This window comes from Ferdinandcohnia sp. Marseille-Q9671, from assembly GCF_976954385.1.
Genome location: NZ_CDRJTA010000001.1, coordinates 1 through 23377, shown reverse-complemented (window position 1 = coordinate 23377; position 23377 = coordinate 1). Strand labels below are relative to the sequence as shown.

The following is a 23377-nucleotide window of genomic DNA, read 5'->3' as shown; positions in this document are numbered from 1 at the left end:
TAAGTAATTCTGTTTTATGGAGTATTTAAGTCAGATTAATAGTACTTTAAAAGGAAAAATCACATAAAGGAACGCTGGGGCATTTGCACCTCAGCGTTGTGTTTATAGTTTTCGTAGAATGTAAGTATGAATAACTTTATTCAATTTCGGTTACTTCTACATTCATCTCGTCGAGCTTGGAATAAAAGTTGAGCTTTATATCATTGAAATATCCATTATCGGGTAGTTTAATGACTAATCCATCTCGGAAAAAAATCTCATACTCATTGAATTCTCCATTTTCTTCATTTTTATAGTAATTGACTTTTTCAATTTCATCCCATGTATAGGAGTGGCTTTGGAATTTGAGAGGGGGAGTGTGAGAAATCGAATCATAAGAAAATGTAGTATTTGCTTGAGCAGCTACAAAAAATGGGACAATGCCCAGAATAATAAAAATAATACTTAATGTAATGGAGACCTTCTTATTGTTCAATAAAAACAGGAGCATCATAGATAAAAATAAAAGGAGATAACCGACACCATAGAGATAAAAGATACTTTTGGGTACAAAAACTTGCCATATCCCTGGTTTATCGTGTGCAATTTCAGCAACTGTCTGCGGAACAAATAAAAGAGATAATGGTGCAAAAATAGCGAAACATATTCCGATTACCAAATAAATCATCCTATTTTCATAACCATAAGTTATGTTTTTCATATTCCACCTCCAAAAGTAAACTGTTATCTTACCTTACGATTTATAACTGATAAAGTTCCCAACAATTGACTGAATTTTTAAATTTAGTAAATATACCTTCATCCTATATAGCTATTTAAGTTACTATCATTCCAATTACACTTTTTTCCGGTCTGCCAGGCCATTGAAAATCACTGAATAGATTTTCACTCAAAAACGATTGACGATGTTTTTAAAATGAATTATAGTATTAAATAATTAAATAATTAAATAATTTGGAAATTTAACTTATCTAGAGAGGTGGAGGGACTGGCCCAAGGATACCTCGGCAACAGACTTATTAAGTACTGTGCCAAATCCAGCAAGCGTACGCTTGAAAGATAAGGAGAGTCATGGAATTAATTCATACAACCTCTTCTTATTTTTAGAAGGGGTTTTTTAGTTTTCTGATTGAACTTAAAATGGAAAGTTAAATAATAAAATATTTTGCTGTTTGGACCACCAAAGGCACTGTTAGAAGTATCATTCACAGTGTTTTTGGTGTTTTTTTGTGGGAAAGTGTGTAGTGGTGATTCCTGAGAGGAAACAAACAAAGGAGGGTATTCAACATGCAAAAACAATTAAGATCTACTAGGATACGTGTAAAGACAAGAGAAGATTATTCATTTGAGCAAAGTGAACATCTGAATCTTCCTGATTTACAATTTTATAAATGGTGTAATAGCCAGTATGGGGTAAATAGAGGTGTTTTTAATACGATTGATTCTTGGTTTTTTGAAAATGGGATGATCAATATCCATTACCGTCGTATCTATCTTTTGGCTTTTCTAGATTACACGTTAGAAGAAGGAATGAAACAGGAACGTGATAAATTTATACGATTTGGAAATGGAGGGCTAACAAGAGAGCTTCAGAACTTTTTAGACCGAAAAAATATTAGATTGTAAAATGGGAAAAAATTAGTAGGTCAGCAAAAGGGCTGATTTAACTTTATTGGCCAAAGACTGCAATTATTTCCGCCACACTTTTAGTATTTTTCTAGAGATCAACATGAATGTTCATTTATTCATAAAGCAAGGCAAAAGTCACGAGGTGAATAAAACTTATATGTTACTTATCCATAGAAATAGACAATTATATATCTGCCGATTAGACAACTAAAGGCATCTTTCTTTTCATTCAAGACTTGAAAAGAGAGGTGTTTTTTTATTGAAGGAGTCCGCAGTATGATCAGGGGTACTTTAACCAAGTGCTTTTTGAAGGGGGTGATGTAATAGGTCTCATTAAGATCACGTTATAAACAAGCTTATAAAGCGTATAGCTTCTATCATTTTATTATTTTAAATAACTTATATGGAGGAAGAGAATATGACAGTAACATTGGAAAAAGCAAGAGGTGTATGGGGGAGTGCCCCTAGTGATAGTTATGAACAATTGGCATCAAGGTACAGAGGCGTTTTTCAACAAATACGTGAAGGGGCGGTTCAACGAGAGAATGATAGGAAATTACTTTTTGAGGAGATAAATTTGTTAAAGGAAGCTGGTTTCGGAGCTATTCGGATTCCACGTGAAGAAGGGGGATTGGGTGCAACAATCCCAGAGTTATTTAATCTGCTTATTGAGTTAGCAGAGGCGGATTCGAATCTACCACAAGCACTGCGGGCACATTTTGCATTTGTTGAGATGGTGTTGAATTCACCAAAGGGTGAACAAAGAAGTACGTGGATAAAGCGTATTTTAGAGGGAGATATTGTTGGAAATGCATGGTCTGAAGTTGGTGGCGCAAAGGCTGGCACCTTCTTAACGAACGTGACAAAAGGAGAAGGAGAAAAGCTATTTTTGAACGGTACAAAATATTATTCGACGGGCACGATTTATGCCGATTGGATTCTTGTTTTGGCAACCCGAGAGGAAGTCACTAAAGTCTTTGCTGTTATCTCAAGATATGCAACTGGAGTCGACGTAATTGATGATTGGGACGGCTTTGGACAAAAATTGACTGGTAGTGGAACAACAATATTTACGAATGTTCCAATTAAGGAAAGTGACATTCTAACGGAGGAGTTTAATGCTAAATATCAAGCTGCCTTTTTCCAAATGATGCATTTAGCTACTCTAGCTGGAATTGCCCGTGCGGCTGCAAATGACGTTTCGAAAGCTGTAGCAGAGCGCAAAAGAACGTATACTCATTCAACAGCTGCACGTTCAAGTGAAGACCCGCAAGTTCTGCAAGTGGTCGGAAAGGTTCATAGCTTAGCCTATTCCTCTGGAGCAATTGTTCTAAAAGCAGCTGAGTCTTTGCAAAGGGCGTATGAGCTTCATCTTGCTGGAAACGTTGAACATGAAGAATTGATAAATAACGAAGCAGAAATTGAAGTCTCGCAAGCTCAAATTGTGGTTACTAGATTAACGCTTGATGCAACAGAAGTATTGTTCGACGCATTAGGTGCTTCGGCCACATTACAAACCAAAAGCTTTGATCGATATTGGCGGAATGCACGAACCATTGCTTCACATAATCCTCTTATCTATAAAGAAAGAGTCATAGGGGATTATGCTGTTAATCAAACACGCCCACCGTATGTATGGCATGTGGGGAAGAATTGATTTCTGTGAAGATTTAAAGTGTGAAAGATACTTAGAACTTATGACTCATTCCTAATGGCAGTTTCAATACAAAAATACAGCACCAGGTTCATGTGTTAAAATATATATGGAAAATACTAATAAATCTGTAAAATGTTTCATTGTGAAAATTAAATAGGAATATCCCTCCAATATAACTCAGGAGGGAAATTCCTACTTGGAGTAATTCCAAAAGTTAGTTGTGCATAAACTGCTGCAAGGTAGTACGTGGCCTTTTCAGAGGAGGGTGAGATTGTGAAAGATAAAGAGATAATAGAAGCATTTGAACGTTCAGAGATTAATTTACTTGTAGAGCTGCGAATGGGGAATGGTTATCATGAAAAGGAGTATGAAAGGTTAATTAAGGCACTCACCATTTGTGCGGATGAATGGGAGAATCGTACAAGTATACCGATAGATGCCGTCCATACTTTAGTAGAACTATACGATGAGTTGTACAACTATTCACTCCTATATGGTGAGAAAGAATCAGTCCGTATTAAGAAAGCAGCTGAAGATATTAAAAAGCTGATTCAAAGATGTACGAAGGAGACGGGTGAAATAGAACCCGAAAAAGCTAAAGTGATTGACAGTTTGATTGAGAAAATCAACGAAAACGGAAATTTCTTCATAAAGCTTCAAAATGGCAAAGGAATGGATGAACAACAATTTGATAGAATCTACAATGAATTACACGATATTATCGACGTGATTTACTCGTGGAATGAAATGCCAAAGGTTATGGTGAATATTTTGATTAATCTTAGTGAACTAGATTTGTTTGTCGGTCAATATCGAGATGAGCTCAAACAACCTGAAGAGGCAGATAAAATCTATGATGCGTATGAACGGATTTTTGGTTTGATTTTTGGTTGAATTACAGATTGATAGACAAATAGGTGTATATGTACCCGGTGACACAAAAGCACAATTTCTGGTGCCTGTTAATCTGATCATCGGTGCGTTAAAGTATTAACGGTAATTGGCCAGTACATGTGCATAATAGTAATAGAGTGACAAGAGTATCATTCCAGGATGGCATGATGCTCTTTCTATTTTCAATAATAGTTTTTTTTTTTAGAAACAATGATTGTAAGATAATGAAAAGATTTCAATTAAAAAGGATGAATAGTAAATGGCTGAAACTTCAAAAACAACTTTAATCATGAAACGCTCCTTCGACGTTCCTGCTGAAAAGGTATTTGATGCTTGGATGAACCCTAAATTAATGAGGAAATGGTTTTTTACAATGGAGCATACAAATAAAGTGACTAAAAATGACCCTAAAGTTGGAGGCAGTTGGGAAGTTGTAGACCACCGAGGGGGAAAAGATTATCGAGCGATTGGTGATTATAAAGAAATTGAGCCTCCTACTAAAATCGTGTTTACTTTTCAGATGCCACAATTTAGTGATTTACATGATATCATAGCTGTGGAATTACATTCGGCTGAAGATGGAACAGAAATGACTTTTACTCAAGAGATTACAGTAATTCATGAAGAAAACTGGACAGCAGAGGATATCGAAAAAGCACATGAGGATTGGAAACGAGAAACAGAACAAGGTTGGCATTATATGTTCTTAGGGTTAAAACAATTAGTAGAAACTGGTAAAATTGAATATCCCAATTTCTAGTTAGAATTGGAAAACAGAGCACCAAATAGGGATGCTTTTTATAGGGGTTAATCCCTTATTATCTTAGAGTTAATAAAGACCGATACACATTATTTTGTATCGGTCTTTTTGTACTGCTCGGTATAATTTCTTTTCGCTTCCATTTTAAATTGTTCAAGACTATCTAATCGCAAGTGAAATTTCTCTTTTTCAAACGTACTAACTCCATATTCAAACACTCTTTTTGGAGCTGATACATTTTTCACACCGTACACTTTAGGATTATTTAAATGACCATAGCTTGTAATAGAACTCCCGTGAATATCTTCACCGTAATTTTTCTTGAATTGTTCTAAAAAACTTTCAAAATTAAAACCGTTTTTCTCAAAGTATGTGACACTTACCATGTTTAAATCCATATCATAATGTTTATTTACGATTTCGTTTACTTCTTTAGCGATGAGATAATCAGATTCTAACTCTTTTTCAATATCTACTTCTTCACGAATAACGGAATAACTGATCGTAGGGTTAATTCTTCCGTAAGAAACAGAAGTTAAATTAGGCCCTCGTATACCTTCTGGTGAAAAGCTAAGATACCCGTTAAATTCATTATCTTTTCTGTAATTATTCATAACATCAAATATTTCTTGTCGTATCCAAAATGTTTTACTATCAAATGTATCCCTAACAGAATTGTCTTGTGGATCAATAGACAGTTGAATCATAAAACTCGGGTCTCTCTCGTCGTAAAATACGCCAATGAAATCACCTTCCTTTACTCCATTGGTAGATCGACCAGATTTATAAACAAAACCACTAGAAATCTCTAAATCGTGTGTGTTTGTTAAATAATCGATAAATTGTTCTTTGATTTCTGGGTATTCCTCTTTTGTGTTATTCATTATATTTCCTACAACACTTAGTACTAGTAAGGCTGCTATAAAAATAAAAAAAGATTTGTACTTCAACTTAGCATCACTTCTCATCTTTCTTAATTTCTTCTATTTAAATACAAATTTACTTGCTACATAACATTTGTTCCGGAATTGATATTTTAATATAGATAAATAGTTTAGGTGACTTCCTTTGTAGCAGCTTTAGATACTGCTGCGTAACGTGTCGGTTTCTATATTACCAAAACTAGTTACCTATATCACTAAGCATAAATAACTAATTTCGAATTCAAAATGAATAAAGTGGGTCAGGGGGACAGGCTCTGTGACCCATTCTTTCCTCCAATCTCCAAAAATGACTTAGGTTAAAGCATGAACTTCTAATGATATAATCGCAGCTGAAAATTTAATGGAATACCACAAGTACAAAAGCCATAACAAAAGCCATTACCAAGTTCGCAATCTATGTGGCTTATTCCGAAGGACGCGGAAAAGCCTGCAGACAGGAGGCGAAGTGAAAAATGCTAATATTCATACACCATGTTGTGTAATCTATGTGGCTATATCTGTAAAGTGTTCCTCTTCTATTGAAATACGAAAATACGATTGTTAAACTACGAAACATGGCTATGTATCACGATCAACGAAAGGAGGCTGCAATTTGAAAATCAAACTTGACATTAGTAATGAGCGTTATGATGAAATCAAATCTGCACTTGAATCACGAGGAATTGAAATAGACGATACTGCCGACTTTGTATTAAGTGAAACCAACAGCTTCATTGATAATCTGACTGTGAGAGAAAAAGGAACAAATGCGCGGTTCATTTTATCGGTAGAGGATATTGTGTGTATTGAATCGTTCGGTCATGCAATTGAAGTACAAACACAAGAAGCACAATATCAAGCAACCGACCGATTATACCGAATTGTCAGTTTGTTAGATCCAACAAAATTTTTGCGTATAAGTAACTCTGTTGTAATTGCAACAAATAAGGTTAAACGAATTACACCTACTCTTTCGTCGAAGTTTATCCTTACAATGACTAATGGTAAACGTGTTGATGTAACAAGAAGCTATTACTACATATTCAAAGAATATTTCGGAATATAGAGGAGGCAACTACATGGTTTTTCCTATTTTTTTTCTCGCACTGTTTGCAATTCTACTTATATTAGTCGCTACCGTCATTGTCTATTTTCAAGTCTATAAACGGCATATCAATAAGGCTTTAGGAGCAACCGGGGGCAAGCGTACTTCAATGGTTCCTCCATATACAGTCGCCGCTATTGGTTTGACCATAATCGTTATACTCATTGGCATATTGATTAGCTATTTTGTGGGATATGCTAATGCCTATAAAGATTACGAAGAAGATGCATGGGTAATGTCACATTCTGATATTCAGTCATTCTATGCAGAAGTAAAAGAAGTCGGTGAGAACTCTCTATTAGTGGAAGGCATTACCCTCAATAATGAGAATTATCGAGGTGAGTTTCAATATGATGTATGGGGAGAAGTGAGTATATATCGGCAGGATGCTAAAATACAGCTTTCTGAGTTGTCAGAAGGGGATTTGGTTTCAATCACACTTTTAACCGACCGCACAGGCATTACCAATATCTTCAAAATTCAGCTATTATCTGACAAGAAGTAACCTTGTGTTCCGAACAACTAATAGGGTAGTTAGTGTATGGGACAGGGGGACAGGTTCCGTGACCCACCTGGGACAACGAACCTGTCCCTCTGACCCATAATTAAAGCGTCTTAATTGGTTATTTATGTTACTATCACTCTATATTTATAGTTTTATGACTTGCTTATTGATATGGGAAAAACGATATTGTTATTGTGGTAAATGAGGTCTTTTGTTGATTAAAAAGGATAGATGTATACAGGTGATCATCCTGTTCATTTATCCTTTTTGTTTTAACACCTATAAAATGTGTGACATTCTAATCAAGTATTTAGTTCTAAGGTATCCTAAAGATTTTATAAAAGCAGATGATTTAGCCACCTATTTTGTAGGTAATCTAACGACCATTTGCCAACATAATTCTATAAAGTATAATATGAGGATAGACAAATACAGCAAATGGAAGAACTCTTGATTATATTTAAATAAAAGTTTAGTTGAAATAGATTAAGTTAAATAATAAGTCGAACTTCTTTACAGGAGGGGAAAGATGAAAATTTATGTGGATGCAGATGCTTGTCCGGTGAAAGATATTATTATTGAAGAAGCAAGGGATTTTGAAATTCCGGTTATCCTTGTTACAAGCTTTTCTCATTTTTCTAATGCAGAACAGCCATCAGGAGTGAAAACCATTTATGTTGATTCTGGAGCAGATGCTGCAGATTATCGGATTGTGAAGTTAGTGGAAAAAGGAGATATTATCGTGACGCAAGATTATGGTCTTGCATCACTAGGTTTAGCAAAAGGAATTACCGTCCTCCACCATAAAGGATTTAGATATACAAATGAAAATATTGACCATTTATTACAAACACGTTATTTAAGTGCAATGGCTAGAAAAAGCGGACAGCGAACAAAGGGACCAAAGCCTTTTACAGCAGAAGACCGGGAGCAATTTAGGGATCTTTTTAAACAGGTTATTTCTCGTAAAAATTGAAGATAAACATAGAGATTCAGAATGGAGATAAATATTTTGAAGTATTTAAAATCGCAAATGCAACAGCTAATTAAGGAAAATAAAGAACTGCATACACGCTTTAAAGAACTGAAGGCTGAGCATGGGCTTGAAAAAAACAATGCCCTGAAGGCCTTATACCATTCAGAAGTTGCGGATGGAGGAAAGTATCAGGTAGCTTACCAAGCACTTGATCAGCCCAAAAAGTAGACTCTTATATCTTATTTATACATACTAAAGATTCTGTTATACATGCTGCAACAACAGGCAGAAGGGAGAATATGACTAAAATAAATATGATATGTTTCAGCGATATAGGAGATGAATGCAAGATGATTCGAAAAGGGAACTATGCCAACTATAACGGCAAAGAATACAAGTTTGTGAGAACGAAGGAAAATGAGTTATTTTTGATAAGTAATGATTATCAGGATGTTGAAAATGGGTTTGAAAAATATGCCAAGGGTGTGTATCAAAAGAAAGTGAATGAATCTGACCTTACTGAAGTGTTTTATGTCCATCCAGTTGGTATATACAAAGGTCATGAATTCGATGTGCTAGTCAGTCAAAAGGGAAAGACATTAAACATAGGGGACTACTAATGCAAAGCTTGCAGAGGAACTTGGATTTGCACGTACCGATAAATTCTACTACGAAAAAGTTGTTCCGTCCGAAGAGGTTGAAATTGAGGAAATAATGAGGGAAATCAATATAGAATGAACAAAAAGGGACAGCTAGTCCCTTTTTTTCTTACCAGCTAGCCTTTTTTACTCCTGGAATTTGCCCTTTATAGGCCAATTCACGGAAACAAATACGGCAAAGCTTGAATTTACGTAGAACAGAATGTGGGCGTCCACAACGCTCACAACGTGTATATTCTTGAACAGGAAATTTATGTTGACGCTTTTGCTTTGCAACCATTGATTTCTTAGCCACGAGAAAGCCCTCCTTGTAAAATAATATATATGTTAACCTATAGTTTATTGAATAGTATAAGCAAACTATTATAGCATACTACTAATGAAGAATCGTCGGTAATTATAGGTTTTATAGTAACTAGATTCCAAATTTGGGATTTATGGGACAGAGGGACAGGTTCCGTGACCCATCCTGGGATATCGTACCTGTCCCTCATTTTAATTACCTCATGGTATTCTTCAAATGTGTCTATCGCTCTATTTTAAATAATAAATTTCCTGGGTAAGCGCACAATGTGACATTTCATAAAAGAAAAATCGCTCGTTATATGTAGTTATTTGTTAATATTTGAAGGGTGAAAAGATTAGCGGTCTAACTACTACTTTTATTGAAACCATTGGGTTGTTAAAATCAATATTCACAAATGAAGAAACTTGGGAGATTACTAACAATATATCCTTACGATACGTAAGTGTGGTGATGTTTTCTTTGTTTCTTGAGTTTAGGTTGATATCGACAAAAATTATCAGGGAAGAACAAGTTAATACGATAAAATACTCGCAAATGTTGACTTGTTAATGTTTAAAATTTGAGAGGAAGCGTGAAAAAGTTGGGTATTGAAATCATCTTACACATTAATCTCAATAGAGATTTATTGTTAGGATGGGTGAAGGAGGGGCTTGAACTAGTCTCTTAAAATAAGAGGGAGGACAGGGTGTGGTACCCTGTCCGGCGAGATGTGTCAGTTAGAATCATTATTTACGATTCCGATTAATGAACCAGTTCGTTTATAACGCTGATTGGAAACTTCTGCATACTTCTTAACTATATCAATCACCAATTTTCTTATTTTTTTCAGGTCAGATGGATTTATGCCTTTTTGATTAAAAGCAACAGCTAGATTTTGTGCCGTGTGAAAGTATTTATCAAATACTTCAGGATGTTTCTTTAAATGAATTTGAATGGCCATTAATAGTTTTATTAAATACTTTACAGAGGTTTTATCATTCTTATCGTAAAAATATGCAAAAACCAATGAAAATAAATTGGCAATGTAATCATTTACATTTTTATTTATGTCTTTTTTTCGAAGTGTTATTAGAATTGTTTCAGCCTCATGGAGGTAGGCAATAGCCAACTTAGTAGAAGATTCACTTAGGTCAGTTCCTAGTCTATTATAGGCTTTAACTGCCAATACTGGAAACATCTTGTTTGATTCTTTGTAGATTTCTACTATTTTATATAAATCTGTAAAATAATCTATGCCCATTTTCTTGTGACAATCTGAACGTAATAAGTAGGCTTCAAGATATATATTTTCTATCTCCTCGTGGCTAAGCTCTCTTTCTTGTTCTATTAGTCTTTCGATGATGCCAATGGCATGAGTAAAATCATTAGCAGAAAATGTATAGTTATTTTTATTTTTATATAGTTTACCTCGATTAGAGTAGTCGTATGCTAGGTTCATTGGATTTTTTAGTTTGCTACTTTCATATAATTCTTCTCGCAACTTTATTGATTGGTTATAATCTAAAATACTCTTTTCATCTTGATCGTCCAACGCATAAGCATCTGCTCTTCCACTATAAGCGTTGGCAAGATCTGGTTTATATTTTGCGCTATTTTCCTTCACTAATGCTTCCCTTATCTGAATGGATTCGTTGTAGTCATTAATAGCGTCTTGGTAATGATTACTTTCCAAGAATATAGATGCACGGTTTCGATAGGCTGTTGCAAGTAGATTTAAAGTTTGGGAATCCATATCTAGCTCATCCTCAGGTTTACAAGTATCGATAATAATTGTAATTAAATAAAGAGCTTCATCAAATTGTTTTAGATATTTCAACGAAAGTGCCGTATTATTTAAGTGTGGTAAAAAGTAATGAAAATGTTCGATGTGATCATCCAGTTGCTCAAATAATTCAAATGCCTGTAAATGAAAATATAGTGAACGTTCAGGTAAGTGTTTTTTAGACAGACAATTTCCTAATCCCATTAGTACAGGAACTTTTTCAGCCAGTAGGGGATTTGGACTATTTTCTATTTTTTCTAATGCTGTCGTTAAAATTTCTGTCGAACGTTCATATTCTTTCAAATCAAACAGAATCATCCCACCCAGACTTAAAGCTTTTACCGTAATAGTATCAGATATTGAGGTAGAAACGGTTACCAAATGGGCTAATAATGAAAGAATACGAGTATAATAAACGTCTGTATAAGGTTGATGATAAACATCTTCACAAAACTTATATAATTTCTCTAGGGTGGATATTTCTAATAACTTCGCTTTATTCTCAGGAGAAAAGTCTTTCACATAATTAAATATAGTTGAGTTTAAGTATAGTTCTCCTACATGGTCGACTTCGAATTGAACAAAGTCCGAGGAAATTAGATCAGTCCAATGATTCACCAATTCTTTTATTTCTAATAGACAGTCAGAAAGGATTTGGTCCTTGTATTCTTGGTGAGAGATTTGAATAAGATTTCCTCGACTATCTCGGTCCAAGTGTAAGAAAGATCTAATATCAACGAGATAGGCTAAGAATTCAAAGGAAGGCTTATCCTCGCCAAAAAGATAGGAAATTTCTTTATAGGTTAACCCATCATAACTAGTTGCCAAAATGGAGAGAATGGTTTTGACCTTTTTAAAGTATTTTTCACCATAATGCTTTCGTAAATTTTCTAAATAATAAGGTAGGATTTGATTTCCGGTGGGTATCTCATTCAAATCCATTGTAGGGTTCATTTTTAAGATTTCCTTAATAGGTTTTACGTATAAAAATCGTTTGTCAGCATGGGATATAACCTTGTTGATTTGCTTAATTTGGAAATCGTTTAATTTTGTGTTTTCCTTTTGAATATTCAAGATTTTTTTTGTTATATAGGTCTCTACTGTTAATAGATTATCTTCACGAGTATAAGATTGTTGTGCTTTAATAGTTAATTTCTTCAATTTTGACTTTGTATAGTCTGTTATTTCCTCATCGGTCCGGCAGGTAAGCAGAATAAAGACATTCTTAGGCAAATCTTTCTCATCTGGAATGAAATCAAAGATTGACGTTCCATCATTGGAAGGAATTTCATCAAGTCCATCAAGAATGAGCAACAAGTGATCTCTATTAAAATGATTCTTATGGGCTCTTTGGTATTTTTCTAAGAATGCTGCAAATGCCCGCTTTACGTTTTCCTCATTGCCGGTGATTGCTTGAATACCCTCTATCTCTATTTGACCTTTTCTGTCTTTTCTTAATAAGTCATTCACTCTAATCGTGAAGTTTTTACTCTCGTGTAAGAAGGAGTCATTTATGTAATATGATCGAATTGAAAAATCATCTATCTTTATTTTGTGTAAGGATAATTCATCTAGTGCACGTGCAAAGGTTGTTTTTCCGGTTCCTCTTTCCATTTGTAATAGAAATATCCCTTTATCATAGGTAAATGTGATTTGCTCCACCCACTTTTTTAGGTGTGCAGGTGATTGGAAATCATCTACCTCCTGCAATTTATTTAATATATCTGCTTGTTTTCTCGAATAAGTTTCATCTTCAACCGAAAAGGTAGACTCAAAAGAGTGGGTGTAATGAGTCAAAGAGGAATAGATTCGATACAATTCCATATGAACTGTTCGATTTAAATCATCTTTAATTCCTTCAGGATAATTTAAAGTGGCTGTTTTATTCTTTTTTGAAAAATAGGAATCAAAAAAATAAATTCCTTGTTTATCTAGAATAACAAATGGAAACAGTGACACCCTTACATCCTCAAGTACTATATAGAGATCTATTTTTTTACTATAAAGGTTGGAGGCATGTTCTCTTCCACGAAGCACTTGATCTGTACCATTTATGGTCGCGTAAAAATGTATATCCCTATATAATTTATCATGTTCATCGAAGTGTTGTTTTACTATGGCAATCCTTTTTGAAAAATCCTTCTTAAACTGAGGGTCATGGTCAAAAAATAGGGCCCCATGTCCTAGGTTATCATTTCTCCAATTGGTAATAGAATGATCTTTAAACAAAGTGAGGCAGCTTGTTAGCCATTTTTTTACCTTTTGATTAACGGAGGTATGTTTGACTAGGGCACTTGCAATTCTTTCCCAATCTCCTAAGCCTAATGGCTTACTCAGTAAATCTGCTAGTATTTCATTTTCCTTTTTAGTTTTTTCTGTTTTCTCATTTAATTCACTGACGGCAACTAAGGTTGGGAACTTAATTAACACTTCAAATAGATCCTTTAATTGCAGAAATGCCCCATATGTATGGCCTTCCTTTAAAAGCTGATAAATTCGCCAATATTCATGGGCGATAATGGAGGGATACACTTCAAAAGCAGATTTCACCCATAATGACTCATCCTCTACGATTTGTTCAAACCACGGTCCACTTCTGGTTAGAGTAGAGATAACTACGGTAAAGTCACAATTTTCATTGCTACATATATATCGTCCTTTGAATTCAATACATTCACTGTTGCACTTTTTACAATTCATAGCAGCCCCCTAAATAATTTATCCCTGAAAATGCAGGTTTGAAATATTCTTGTCGTTTAATTCTGCAGTTCAACTGCGTCTAGAATAGTTCGAAACAGCTTATCTCTAGCAAAGAATCGCGAATTTGATTCAACAACCACCCATGGTACATGTGGCTTACTTGTTCGATCAATCATTTCTTCTGCACAGCTCTTAAATTCATCCCACTTTTCCCTATTTCTCCAATCATCATCTAGTTGGTTCTGTTTGACGCTTGGGTCATTTTGTACTCGAAAGTGAAATCTGCGAAGCTGTTCATCTTTGTCAATATGTAGCCAAAACTTCAAGAGGATGACACCAGAGTCGTAAAGCTCTTGCTCCATTTCTTGAATATGCTGATAGGAACGCTCAGACTTTTCCGCAGTGCACTTATTGTAAATGCGGTTTTCCATCACCCATTTATACCAAGTTCTGTCCATAATCAAGATATCTCCCCATTTAGGGACTAAGCTCCAATAATAATAGAGATAATGGTGATTCAATTCTAAATCTTTGATTGTTGCATGTGGGACAACTTTATATTGTCTTGGGTCTAAGGGGGCAGTAATACTTTGAATACTTCCACTCTTACCTGATCCGTCCCATCCTTCCAGCAAAATGAGTAAGCTTTTCTTTTTAGTTCGTAATGTATTAGAGATTTCTTTCATTCGACGATTGTAATCAACTAATCTTATTTTATAGGTTTCCTTATCTAAAGATTTAGCTAAATCAATGTGGTCGAATGAAAAGTCTGGTTGATAAGGAGTAAGCGTAATAGTAGGCTTTATATCTTTTGATAAAGCATCCTTCACATTGTCAATAATAGTAGTAAGCATTTTTTCCTCGTTTTGTTTTACTGAGGTCTCGTTTAAATGAATCCATCCTTTATCTAGCTTTTTCAGAAGGGGTGAATTGGTAGATTGGATGAACAATTTAATGATGATCGTTCCCTCTGATTTCAATTGGTTTTCAAACTGTGCTATACGGATGGAATAATCATTTAACTCTTGTTGATCTCTAGTTGAAGTAAGTTTATCAGTGTACCAACCCTTATCTAAAATAGAGATTTTTCCATTAGTTGGAGTCATTAACCAAAAAGGTTTTAAATATGGATAATCCATATACATTTCTTGATAATGCTTCACCGCGTAAACATTTATCCATCGGTGATCTAAAGGTTTTATCAGTTTATTAATTAACTGGCCTTTCATCTCTTCCTGATCGCCTTCAAAAATAATCATTACAGGTATCCTTTGTTCAATTATTTGTTTTTGTAAGGCTACCCACTCCATCTCAAGTTTTGCATGATGCGAGGGGTCCACGGATGCTATATCTGACATTTCCGTTTGATTTGTTTTCAAAATAATAACCTCCAGTAAAAATTTTGTTGTGCAGGTGTACGTACCTTATTTTAGGTAGTTTATACTAATAAACTATGGTTGTTCTTTAAAAAAGTAAGTATTGAGAATTTTTAATTAGTTCTATAGTATTATATATTATGAGAAATATACAGAAAAAAACATTTATAGGAAGAATAGTTAAAAAGTTAGGGGAATAAGGGAGGAGATTATTTGACGACGATTTGTATTGATGAAAGTGGAAACTTTGAAAATAAATCTAAAACCTTACTAATTGGTGGATTAATATATCATGGGGAGGACCATGAAGAGGAAAGCTTGAGGATTGAACAATTTTTCAAAAAACAATGTCGTGCAATCGGTTTGGATTATCCAAAGGGGATACATGTACACGACAGGAAGGCAAGTGCTGAGCAAATTGAGAAAAAGCGGCAGTTAAAGGAGAAAGTAAAGGAATATATAAAGTCATCCAAGCAGTACCAATTTGTTTGTATGATTCGACCACATCATTTCAAATCAACTGCAGCTTCAAACTTATTAAATGATGATATAGCAAGCAATTTATATGAAAATATGATCTCTCAATTCTTAACAACCTATTTATTTTCCAACCCTTATCGTGTCAATTCAGGATTGACTAGATTAGAAATCGCTAAGAGAAGTTTTCCTGTCAAGTTTTCGGATAAACAACGTATCGAAGAATATGATTCTCTTGGCTATGACTATAAGGACCTACACGGAGAAGGGAAAAGAAGGTATTTCATCACAAATCAAGCTACGTTTAAAACGATGTTAACAAGTCAGATGGGGGAGAATGTAGAAGACCATTTTCATTTAAATGTTGAATCCATTAATTATCACCTAACGAAAAGGGATCGCGTCGAACGAAAGACAACACCTTTTCTCTATTTTGCAGATTTTGCCTGCGATATCATTCGTGAAACGGTTGGATCACCTACTTATAAAGGATACGAAAATCCTGACTTCAACATCATGAAGTTCTACGAAGTTTCAAAGAGAATAACAGGAAGGCCGGTATTATTTTGGGCATATGATGAAATAAATAAGCTATGGCGAAGTTTATATAAAGCCTTTCAGGAAAAAGACGTAATTTCCTACTTTAGCTTACTTTTTACACTTAAAAAAAGTACTTCTCCATTTGAACCCTATTATTCTATGTTCTGGGTGCCAACTCTTCATAATCAAAAGGAATTAGCTTTTGATGAAAACTTGTTCTACAAATATGTCGAGGATTTCAAAGATTATGTGGACAAACAAAGGAACAGTAAAAAGACCGAAGACTTACATGAGGCAGTCTTTATTGGGGATCAAATGTGGGATCTGGTAGAAGCGTGGGAGGCTAAGCGAAAAATGGTAAATCATCAACAGCATAAGCTTTTGCTGGCTACTTCTTTAGTCCTCGTGAACAACCATTTAGGAAACATCAAACGTTCTAAGTTTTATCTCGATAAGATTAATGAATTGCAAGCGTTCGCATCCCTCGAAGATTTATGTGGGATTGTCATCATTACAGCGATGAGATATGTGAATTGCTTCCAATTTAACGATGCCCTTGAGTTATTGAATCGAAATGTGGCAACTCTTGAAAATATGAAGCAGTTAACAATGAGTAACGCCTCTTTATTCAACCCGTCTTCTGATCCTGTCGAATACAAAAGCGGGTTACTTGGTAAAACCAACAGTGCCTTAGCACAAGTATATTCATATCTCGGTGAAAAGGATCTTTCACAACTTTATTTTGAAGAAGCCCTAAAAGAATTTGAAAAGGATCCAGACAATCGAGAATTTACAATTTCCTGCTTTTTACATATGGCAATCGATAAGAAGGATAAGGGATTATTCGATACATACGTTGGCGAGTATTTAAGCTCGGTTTTTGTACAGGAACAACTTGATTACATTAGAAAGTTAGACAGCCTTCGTAAAAACAGTTTTAAGGTGTACTGTTTTGTAAAGAGTTTAACTTCATTCAATCACACACTGACAAAACAGGAGAAAATGAATGTGGCTAAGTTTCTTCATGATTTACTAACAAAGGGGGATACAAAAGATGTCCACCCTTGGGAGTTGATCTATAAGCATGCTGCAATTTGGCTTCAAAAACATTCTAAGAAAGAAATCGATATAGATCCGTTACTTGCACTCATTCGTTCTACCGCCGAAGGTGATGCTCAATTGACCGTCAAATTGATTAATCTAGATACGGAGATTCAACTCTCCTTGCTCTATGGAAGAACGTACGAAGATATAAGACCTCTACTAAACTATTTTAAGGAGCTTGTTGTTAGGGATGATGAGGTAGCAGATTATTTTGAAGGTTTGTTAGAACTTGATTCTCTCGAAGACCAATGTCGTTTTATTCATCAAAAATTCACGTACTTATATACGTAGAGGAGGCCATTGTACATGGACCATCATTTACTTGATCTAATTCAGTATAATTTTGACTCAACCATTACACCTATTGAAATTGATAAAGAATTAAGCGGCGGTTTGTCTGGGGCCGAAATCTATATTGTTCAATATAGTCAGTCGAAGCTCCTAGGCATCCTTAAAATTGATGAGATTAATGAATATGACGTCATTAAACGTGCGATTGATTGTGCGAAAAGCAATCTCTATGAATCATCTATTGCCGGATTAGTGCAGTTTTGTGAACTGAAAGAGGAGGATGGGACCAAGAAGTTTGCTTACCTCTATGAACTAGTAGGGGATAGTCTAAATGATATAAAGACCTTTTTTCGACTAGTAAAAAATGAATCAGGACGGTTGGGCGCGATTACTGAGGAAATAGTGGATTTTGTTTTTAACTGGAATAAGAAACATCATAGCGTGGTCATGACCCCATATGAGGCGGTGAAAAACTGCTTAGGGTATCGTCTAAATGATCAAAAATATGTGAACCGATTTGAGGAGAGTTTAAATATTCCTGTTCCTTGCCAATACATATATGTGGAAGAGGCAACTGTATTTTTGCCTAATCCACTTTATTTTCTAAAGGATGATGAAGCTTGGAAAGAACAATCAGGACGTGCGGTATCGGTCAATGTTCTACAGGCGATGGCACATGGTGATTTTCATTCAAAAAATGTAATCGTCTCTCAATTAGGCATTCATGTCATTGATATTGGTCAAGCCCAAGAAGATATCAATCTTTTCTATGATTTACTCTATTTTGAGTTTTACACATATTTAGATCTACTTGATTTAAACGATCCAGATCAAATGATATGGTGGGCTAAGATTTGCTTCGAGTTAAGTGAAAATATTGATAAAGTCAAAATTCCGGACGGGCCAAGAGCAAGTATCTTAAGAGAATTTACGAATGGACTTCGACAGGGCTATCGGAAAGTGATTGCAGACCCTAGAAATACACGGTTCGATTCTTCATTTTATCTAGCGGGGGTCGCTGTTGCTTTAGGATTTTTACGAAAAACAAACGATGTAACTAAACAAAAGGCTGCATTGCTTTATTCAGGATATTTTCTTAGAAAGGTATTAGAGAACTGTAATTTATTTATGCCTACGATTCGTGACGCTGTTAGCATAAATCTATTTGATCAATATAAATCAAAAAAAACTATCAACATTGAATATTCATTTGTGGGAATGGGACAGACGGTTAGTCACCATCATGAAAATGAACAGTTAAGAATTGTTCCAAATCGAATTTTCTTGGATACTGGAAACAAATTGACGCTTGGTGCCATTGATTTACATAAATATGAAGACGGATATCTCTATCAAAATAGGGTTTACCATAGCACAACAGGTGTGATTACATGCTCACCTAACTATGTTCTTGATCAGTTGAAGGATCCAAAATCTGTTGAAATTATTGTACATAGTGAACCAGATTTTGATTGCTTTGCCTCGGCTTATTTAACTCGGGAACTGATTTTGAATGGGAAATTGCCAAAACATCACCAAAAATTAGCTGAGTATGTTGAAAAAGTAGACCAGGGTCTGGTTCAACATTCTGATTCCTATGTATACACTCCGTATGCGATTGCCCATGCAATTTATGAATCTATTAGATTAGAGAATACAAATTTGACTCCCGATGAATACAATCAGAAGGTATTAGCAAGGGGCATGGAGCTAATTGAATTCTTGATTAGCCGATTGGATGAGTTGGCGGGGGAAAATAGGGATTTATTTAATCCTGCGATTTTATACGAGGGGTGCCCATTTGATAAGGAGTTCTCATTAATCGAAGAGGATTATCAAAAGTTTTTAGCTGATGTTAATAATCTGTGTGAGAGAACATCCTTGCTATTGCCGTTGGTTGATAATAATAAGGAAGAATCTAAGTTAGTTAAAGCCTTACAATGGAAAAGCCCGCCAACCTGTTTACTTCATAAGTATTGGGCAAGAAGGGCTGGCTACACGCTAACATTTATTCCTATCTATTCGAAAAGAAAGATAATTATAGATAAAGAGTTTGCCGTAAATAGAGTGATTATTTCTGTCGATCCAACTAGTGACGTATGCTTAAGTCAATTAGGTCAGCAACTTGAACAGGAAGAATGCAAAAAAGAGCTTGAGTTGTTAGGAGATGCTCATTCAACATGGCGTGACCGAGGAAGTAGACGATTTCAAGAAGAATGGTGTACCAACAATGACCCCTGGTATGACGGAAGAGCGTTTAATTACACGATTGTGGATACACCAAGAACCGGTAGTTTATTATCAATTGAAGAAATGAAAGATATTATGGAGGGGTATTTTTTGAAAGTAAGTAAGGGAGAGGTTGTTGGTCAAACTGAAGAGTAGGATGAAGGATATTTTATTGAATTACGATGTTTAATGGATTATTGACCAAAATTAGAAAGAGAGGTTTAATGATGGATTTTATACTAAGGCAATTAGATTCAAATATTTCTGTAGAAGATAGTGAAAGTTCAAGGTATATAAACCTGTTAAGGCAAAGAGTTGACTATGTACTTTTTTTCTCGTTGGCATATGTGTGGGATAAAAATTCCGACGATATTGACTTTCAGGATTTTTCAAAAATTGTAGAGAAACTGCACAAAATGAGTATGGGAAAACTTATCGAAACTATTCGGATGTTAGATAAAGAAAAAGATATTTTTGTAAATAAGCATGTAAATATTGACCTTAATGCTTACCCAAACTTTAGAAATGATACTCATGGACATGGATATGTAGTAGATGATAAAGTACATGAACTCGCCTTGGAATTAGAACGATTCTATACTGTGTTCATTAATAATATTCCTATTTTTATGAATACAGTCGATATCATATTAGTTACAAAGCAGGAAAAGGATATATTACATGGGTTAAGATTCCCTTTAGAAACAAATGGACTACCAGTTAGATGGTCTTGTAATGTACAGGTTTTTAATTGTGATGAACCCTACATAGGTAGAACTTTTGCATTATTAGAAACAGGGAAGTATTTAAAGCTTTCACCATTTATTCATCTTGAAAATCGTGGAGAAGACCGTTACATTTTTGTGAGTTTAGAAGAAAAATTAACAGGGAAAATTAAATACTCTCAATTGTTAAGAACTAATAATAATTTTTATAAGGAATGGGATGAGTTAACAAATATATTTATTGTTCAAAATAAATATCGAAGAATAAGTGCTAATGGAACAATTATGAATGTTTTTGAGAATAATTATAAAGAGTACATTATTACAAATACACAAATTGAAAAGATAATAAATAACTTTTTATTAAAAGATAAATCAAGTGTCTGCTGTACCATATGGGGTCATGGTGGCGTAGGAAAAACGGCTTTAATACAACATATTTCTACAGAACTATTTAACCAACAAAGAAAAAAATTTGATTATATCATTTTTGCCTCTGCTAAGGATCGTAAGTATAACCCTGTAACAGGAGAAATTGAAGAAATCTTTGATAATGTCCGTTCCTTCGAAGAGGTAATATATACAATAAGTCACACTCTATTTGACCTGAGTATGGAATATGACCAGTTTATAGATCAAGTTGATGATTATACTGAATTAATCGTGAATCACAACAGTAAAAGTTTAGTCATAATAGATGATTTCGAAACGTTTAGTGATATTGAAAAAAAGAAATTAAATGACTTTGTACAAAAATTGAACATAAATCACCATAAAGTTGTAGTTACTACACGGGTGAAGAATGGAGTTATCGGATTAGAAATAACAAGTTCAGAATTTGACGAAAAGACTTCAAAGGATTTCGTGAAAAAAATAGTGCAAGTAGAATATCCAGAACATTTAAAAGAAATAGAAAGTATAGTTAAGGACTCTTATAAAATGAATTTAATTTTTAAAGCAACATCGGGGAGACCTATATTCTTATATCAATTTGTCCATCTTTTTGTACAACATGGCTTTAGTAAGCAAGATTTTAATAAATTGGCGAACAGTGAAAATGCACAAAGCTTTTTATATGACCGATTATACGATTATTTAGGTGAACGTGCTAAAAACTTATTTGTATATATTTCTCAAATTATATCTAATGAGGATTTAAGCTTTAACGAAACTGTCTTAGAATACTTAGTAGCTAATATTGAATCACGAAGTAGTATTGGAGAGGAAATTGAGGAACTAACTAACATGCGAATAATTGTATCTGACTCTGCAAAAATTTACCGTGTTTACTCAGATGAAATCCTAAAAAAAATGAACGACAATTACTTTAAAAGAGATCAAAAGTTTAGGTCAAAGGTCCAAAAAATTAAACAAAGTATAGGTGAAACAAACTTTCAAGGTGATGTCTATGAAAATTTGCTCTATAAAGCCGATAGGGGTAGGAGAAGTGAAAATGAAGAAAATATAAAGAAACAATATAGAGAATTATTAGATAGCTCCAAATGTAGTATAGAAATTAAACAAAAGGCTATAAAAAATGTTACTGGATACTTTGAAACGCTTAATAAACCAGAAATATCTATAGAACTCTTTAAAGAGTATTATAGTTTATTCAAAGATAATCAGGAAATAGTTAGACTATATGTAAGATTACTTTGGAATACTAAAAATGAAGAGAATCATAACGGAGTAGAAGCATGTGCTACTTTAAATAGATACTACAAAAATAGGAAAGTATCGGAGCCTGAAAGTCTAGTATTGTTTTTCATTTGGATAGAATACCAAGGTAAGTTAATATTACAACGGAGAAAAATAGAGATAGAGAATGCAGATGGAAATGATGAAATAATTACAAAGATTAAAACAGGGTACAAGGTTAAACTTGTTAATTTTGTCAATCAATTCGGCATAGGTTTAAATGATTTAATTTCAAAAGTACCATTTGATGACTTAGTAAAAGATGGATTACATCGACATCATTTAACTAATGCTATTATTCAAATTGTGAAATGTGGTACTGAGGTAATTATACTAGACGATGATAATAACAACAGATTGGAAATTATATTAAATTTTATCAAGTTTGGTTTAAACAAATTGCAATCACGTTCACATAAAACTTTTAGAGGATGTCTAAAAACCATAGAAACATATAAAGGAAATGGGATTAACAGGCTATTACTGGATCTAAAAGAAACAGATTTTCAACGTTTTATGAGAAAATACCGAGATGGAGATATTATTGATTTTAAAATAACAGGTATTAGAAATTATGGAATTTTTGGATTGACAGATAAATGTGTAGGTTTAATGCATAAATCAAATATCCCTGCAGAGTATCAAAATTCATTAAATGATTATTTTAGTAATAATAAATTTATTAAAGTTAAAATAGAGAAAATTGATGTGAGTAAAGAGCGATTTGCTGCTATATTTTACTCATTTGATTCAGAACTTAACATTGAAGAGAATAAAAATGTTGCTGCTAGAAAATAATAATGTACGACAATCTGTGATTTTAGAAATAAAAATATTAGTAGAAGCTATTAAAGTAAGATCTAAAATTATACGAAATTTCCACTTTCCTAATTTGTACAGAAGGGAAATAAACTCAATCATATTTTATTATATAGGTTTATTTGATTTTTAAAAGAAAGAAGAAGGGTAACAAAATCCTGATACCCATGTCGTATTCCCTGTAAAAAAAATTATAAAATTACATCCGTATTTCAGCTAACTTCAATGAGAGGGCAGTCGT

General features: G+C 34.1%; 17 protein-coding genes and 1 riboswitch. Of the genes, 12 read left to right on the top strand and 5 right to left on the bottom strand.

All coding sequences use genetic code 11. From position 1 onward, the window contains the following. Positions 1-136 precede the first annotated feature (136 nt). Positions 137-700 (bottom strand): hypothetical protein, encoded by a 564-nt coding sequence (locus ACWNMY_RS00085; protein WP_449536253.1) that lies wholly within the window; start codon positions 698-700, stop codon positions 137-139. Between the two features lie 264 nt (positions 701-964). Then, a riboswitch (SAM riboswitch) is annotated at positions 965-1066 on the top strand. A gap of 221 nt (positions 1067-1287) precedes the next feature. On the opposite strand from ACWNMY_RS00085, the gene ACWNMY_RS00080 reads away from it, so the two are divergent. The 4 genes from ACWNMY_RS00080 (at position 1288) to ACWNMY_RS00065 (ending at position 4940) form a co-directional block, all read left to right on the top strand. Next, positions 1288-1626, top strand: a complete 339-nt coding sequence (locus tag ACWNMY_RS00080) for a hypothetical protein (RefSeq protein ID WP_449536252.1) — start codon at positions 1288-1290, stop codon at positions 1624-1626. 421 nt (positions 1627-2047) lie between these two features. Then, a complete protein-coding gene (locus ACWNMY_RS00075; RefSeq protein WP_449536251.1) occupies positions 2048-3286 on the top strand; it encodes an acyl-CoA dehydrogenase family protein in 1239 nt (412 codons plus the stop codon). Positions 3287-3559: 273 nt separating this feature from the next. Continuing rightward, on the top strand, positions 3560-4180 hold the full coding sequence (locus ACWNMY_RS00070) for a hypothetical protein (protein WP_449536250.1): 621 nt from the start codon (positions 3560-3562) through the stop codon (positions 4178-4180). A gap of 259 nt (positions 4181-4439) precedes the next feature. Continuing rightward, positions 4440-4940, top strand: a complete 501-nt coding sequence (locus ACWNMY_RS00065; protein WP_449536249.1) for an SRPBCC family protein — start codon at positions 4440-4442, stop codon at positions 4938-4940. Positions 4941-5029: 89 nt separating this feature from the next. Here ACWNMY_RS00065 and ACWNMY_RS00060 read toward each other — a convergent pair whose 3' ends face one another. Beyond that, entirely contained in the window at positions 5030-5824 is a 795-nt protein-coding gene (locus ACWNMY_RS00060) for a hypothetical protein (RefSeq protein WP_449536248.1), read from the bottom strand. Positions 5825-6476: 652 nt separating this feature from the next. On the opposite strand from ACWNMY_RS00060, the gene ACWNMY_RS00055 reads away from it, so the two are divergent. The 5 genes from ACWNMY_RS00055 to ACWNMY_RS00035 all read left to right on the top strand — a co-directional run bounded on the left by ACWNMY_RS00055 (position 6477) and on the right by ACWNMY_RS00035 (position 9069). Next, positions 6477-6929: a LytTR family DNA-binding domain-containing protein gene (locus ACWNMY_RS00055; RefSeq protein ID WP_449536247.1), complete on the top strand. Its 453-nt coding sequence runs from the start codon at positions 6477-6479 to the stop codon at positions 6927-6929. Positions 6930-6942: 13 nt separating this feature from the next. Continuing rightward, a complete protein-coding gene (locus ACWNMY_RS00050) occupies positions 6943-7473 on the top strand; it encodes a hypothetical protein (protein ID WP_449536246.1) in 531 nt (176 codons plus the stop codon). Positions 7474-8002: 529 nt separating this feature from the next. After that, on the top strand, positions 8003-8449 hold the full coding sequence (locus ACWNMY_RS00045) for a YaiI/YqxD family protein (protein ID WP_449536245.1): 447 nt from the start codon (positions 8003-8005) through the stop codon (positions 8447-8449). 36 nt (positions 8450-8485) lie between these two features. Further along, entirely contained in the window at positions 8486-8677 is a 192-nt protein-coding gene (locus ACWNMY_RS00040; protein WP_048008527.1) for a hypothetical protein, read from the top strand. A gap of 122 nt (positions 8678-8799) precedes the next feature. Beyond that, positions 8800-9069 carry a hypothetical protein gene (locus tag ACWNMY_RS00035; RefSeq protein WP_449536244.1) on the top strand — a complete coding sequence of 90 codons (270 nt, stop codon included), beginning with the start codon at positions 8800-8802 and terminating at the stop codon, positions 9067-9069. 148 nt (positions 9070-9217) lie between these two features. Here ACWNMY_RS00035 and ACWNMY_RS00030 read toward each other — a convergent pair whose 3' ends face one another. The 3 genes from ACWNMY_RS00030 to ACWNMY_RS00020 form a co-directional block, all read right to left on the bottom strand. Further along, positions 9218-9403 (bottom strand): type Z 30S ribosomal protein S14, encoded by a 186-nt coding sequence (locus ACWNMY_RS00030; RefSeq protein WP_449536243.1) that lies wholly within the window; start codon positions 9401-9403, stop codon positions 9218-9220. A gap of 724 nt (positions 9404-10127) precedes the next feature. Further along, positions 10128-13877 (bottom strand): hypothetical protein, encoded by a 3750-nt coding sequence (locus ACWNMY_RS00025; protein WP_449536242.1) that lies wholly within the window; start codon positions 13875-13877, stop codon positions 10128-10130. Positions 13878-13933: 56 nt separating this feature from the next. Further along, the gene (locus tag ACWNMY_RS00020) at positions 13934-15256 is read right to left on the bottom strand and encodes a hypothetical protein (protein ID WP_449536241.1); all 1323 of its coding nucleotides are present in this window, start codon (positions 15254-15256) and stop codon (positions 13934-13936) included. A gap of 210 nt (positions 15257-15466) precedes the next feature. Between ACWNMY_RS00020 and ACWNMY_RS00015 the strand changes: the two genes are divergently transcribed. The 3 genes from ACWNMY_RS00015 to ACWNMY_RS00005 all read left to right on the top strand — a co-directional run bounded on the left by ACWNMY_RS00015 (position 15467) and on the right by ACWNMY_RS00005 (position 23115). Then, entirely contained in the window at positions 15467-17665 is a 2199-nt protein-coding gene (locus ACWNMY_RS00015) for a hypothetical protein (protein WP_449536240.1), read from the top strand. 15 nt (positions 17666-17680) lie between these two features. Then, a complete protein-coding gene (locus ACWNMY_RS00010; RefSeq protein ID WP_449536239.1) occupies positions 17681-20050 on the top strand; it encodes a hypothetical protein in 2370 nt (789 codons plus the stop codon). Positions 20051-20121: 71 nt separating this feature from the next. Next, positions 20122-23115, top strand: a complete 2994-nt coding sequence (locus tag ACWNMY_RS00005; RefSeq protein WP_449536238.1) for an NB-ARC domain-containing protein — start codon at positions 20122-20124, stop codon at positions 23113-23115. The last annotated feature ends 262 nt before the right edge of the window (positions 23116-23377 follow it).

What these genes read in the sequence shown, in the direction of transcription:
- ACWNMY_RS00050 (WP_449536246.1), top strand. Translation starts at nt 6,943, where the DNA reads ATGGTTTTTCCTATTTTTTTTCTCGCACTGTTTGCAATTCTACTTATA.
- ACWNMY_RS00060 (WP_449536248.1), bottom strand. Translation starts at nt 5,824, where the DNA reads ATGAATAACACAAAAGAGGAATACCCAGAAATCAAAGAACAATTTATC.
- ACWNMY_RS00025 (WP_449536242.1), bottom strand. Translation starts at nt 13,877, where the DNA reads ATGAATTGTAAAAAGTGCAACAGTGAATGTATTGAATTCAAAGGACGA.
- ACWNMY_RS00080 (WP_449536252.1), top strand. Translation starts at nt 1,288, where the DNA reads ATGCAAAAACAATTAAGATCTACTAGGATACGTGTAAAGACAAGAGAA.
- ACWNMY_RS00085 (WP_449536253.1), bottom strand. Translation starts at nt 700, where the DNA reads ATGAAAAACATAACTTATGGTTATGAAAATAGGATGATTTATTTGGTA.
- ACWNMY_RS00035 (WP_449536244.1), top strand. Translation starts at nt 8,800, where the DNA reads ATGATTCGAAAAGGGAACTATGCCAACTATAACGGCAAAGAATACAAG.
- ACWNMY_RS00065 (WP_449536249.1), top strand. Translation starts at nt 4,440, where the DNA reads ATGGCTGAAACTTCAAAAACAACTTTAATCATGAAACGCTCCTTCGAC.
- ACWNMY_RS00075 (WP_449536251.1), top strand. Translation starts at nt 2,048, where the DNA reads ATGACAGTAACATTGGAAAAAGCAAGAGGTGTATGGGGGAGTGCCCCT.
- ACWNMY_RS00045 (WP_449536245.1), top strand. Translation starts at nt 8,003, where the DNA reads ATGAAAATTTATGTGGATGCAGATGCTTGTCCGGTGAAAGATATTATT.
- ACWNMY_RS00010 (WP_449536239.1), top strand. Translation starts at nt 17,681, where the DNA reads ATGGACCATCATTTACTTGATCTAATTCAGTATAATTTTGACTCAACC.
- ACWNMY_RS00005 (WP_449536238.1), top strand. Translation starts at nt 20,122, where the DNA reads ATGGATTTTATACTAAGGCAATTAGATTCAAATATTTCTGTAGAAGAT.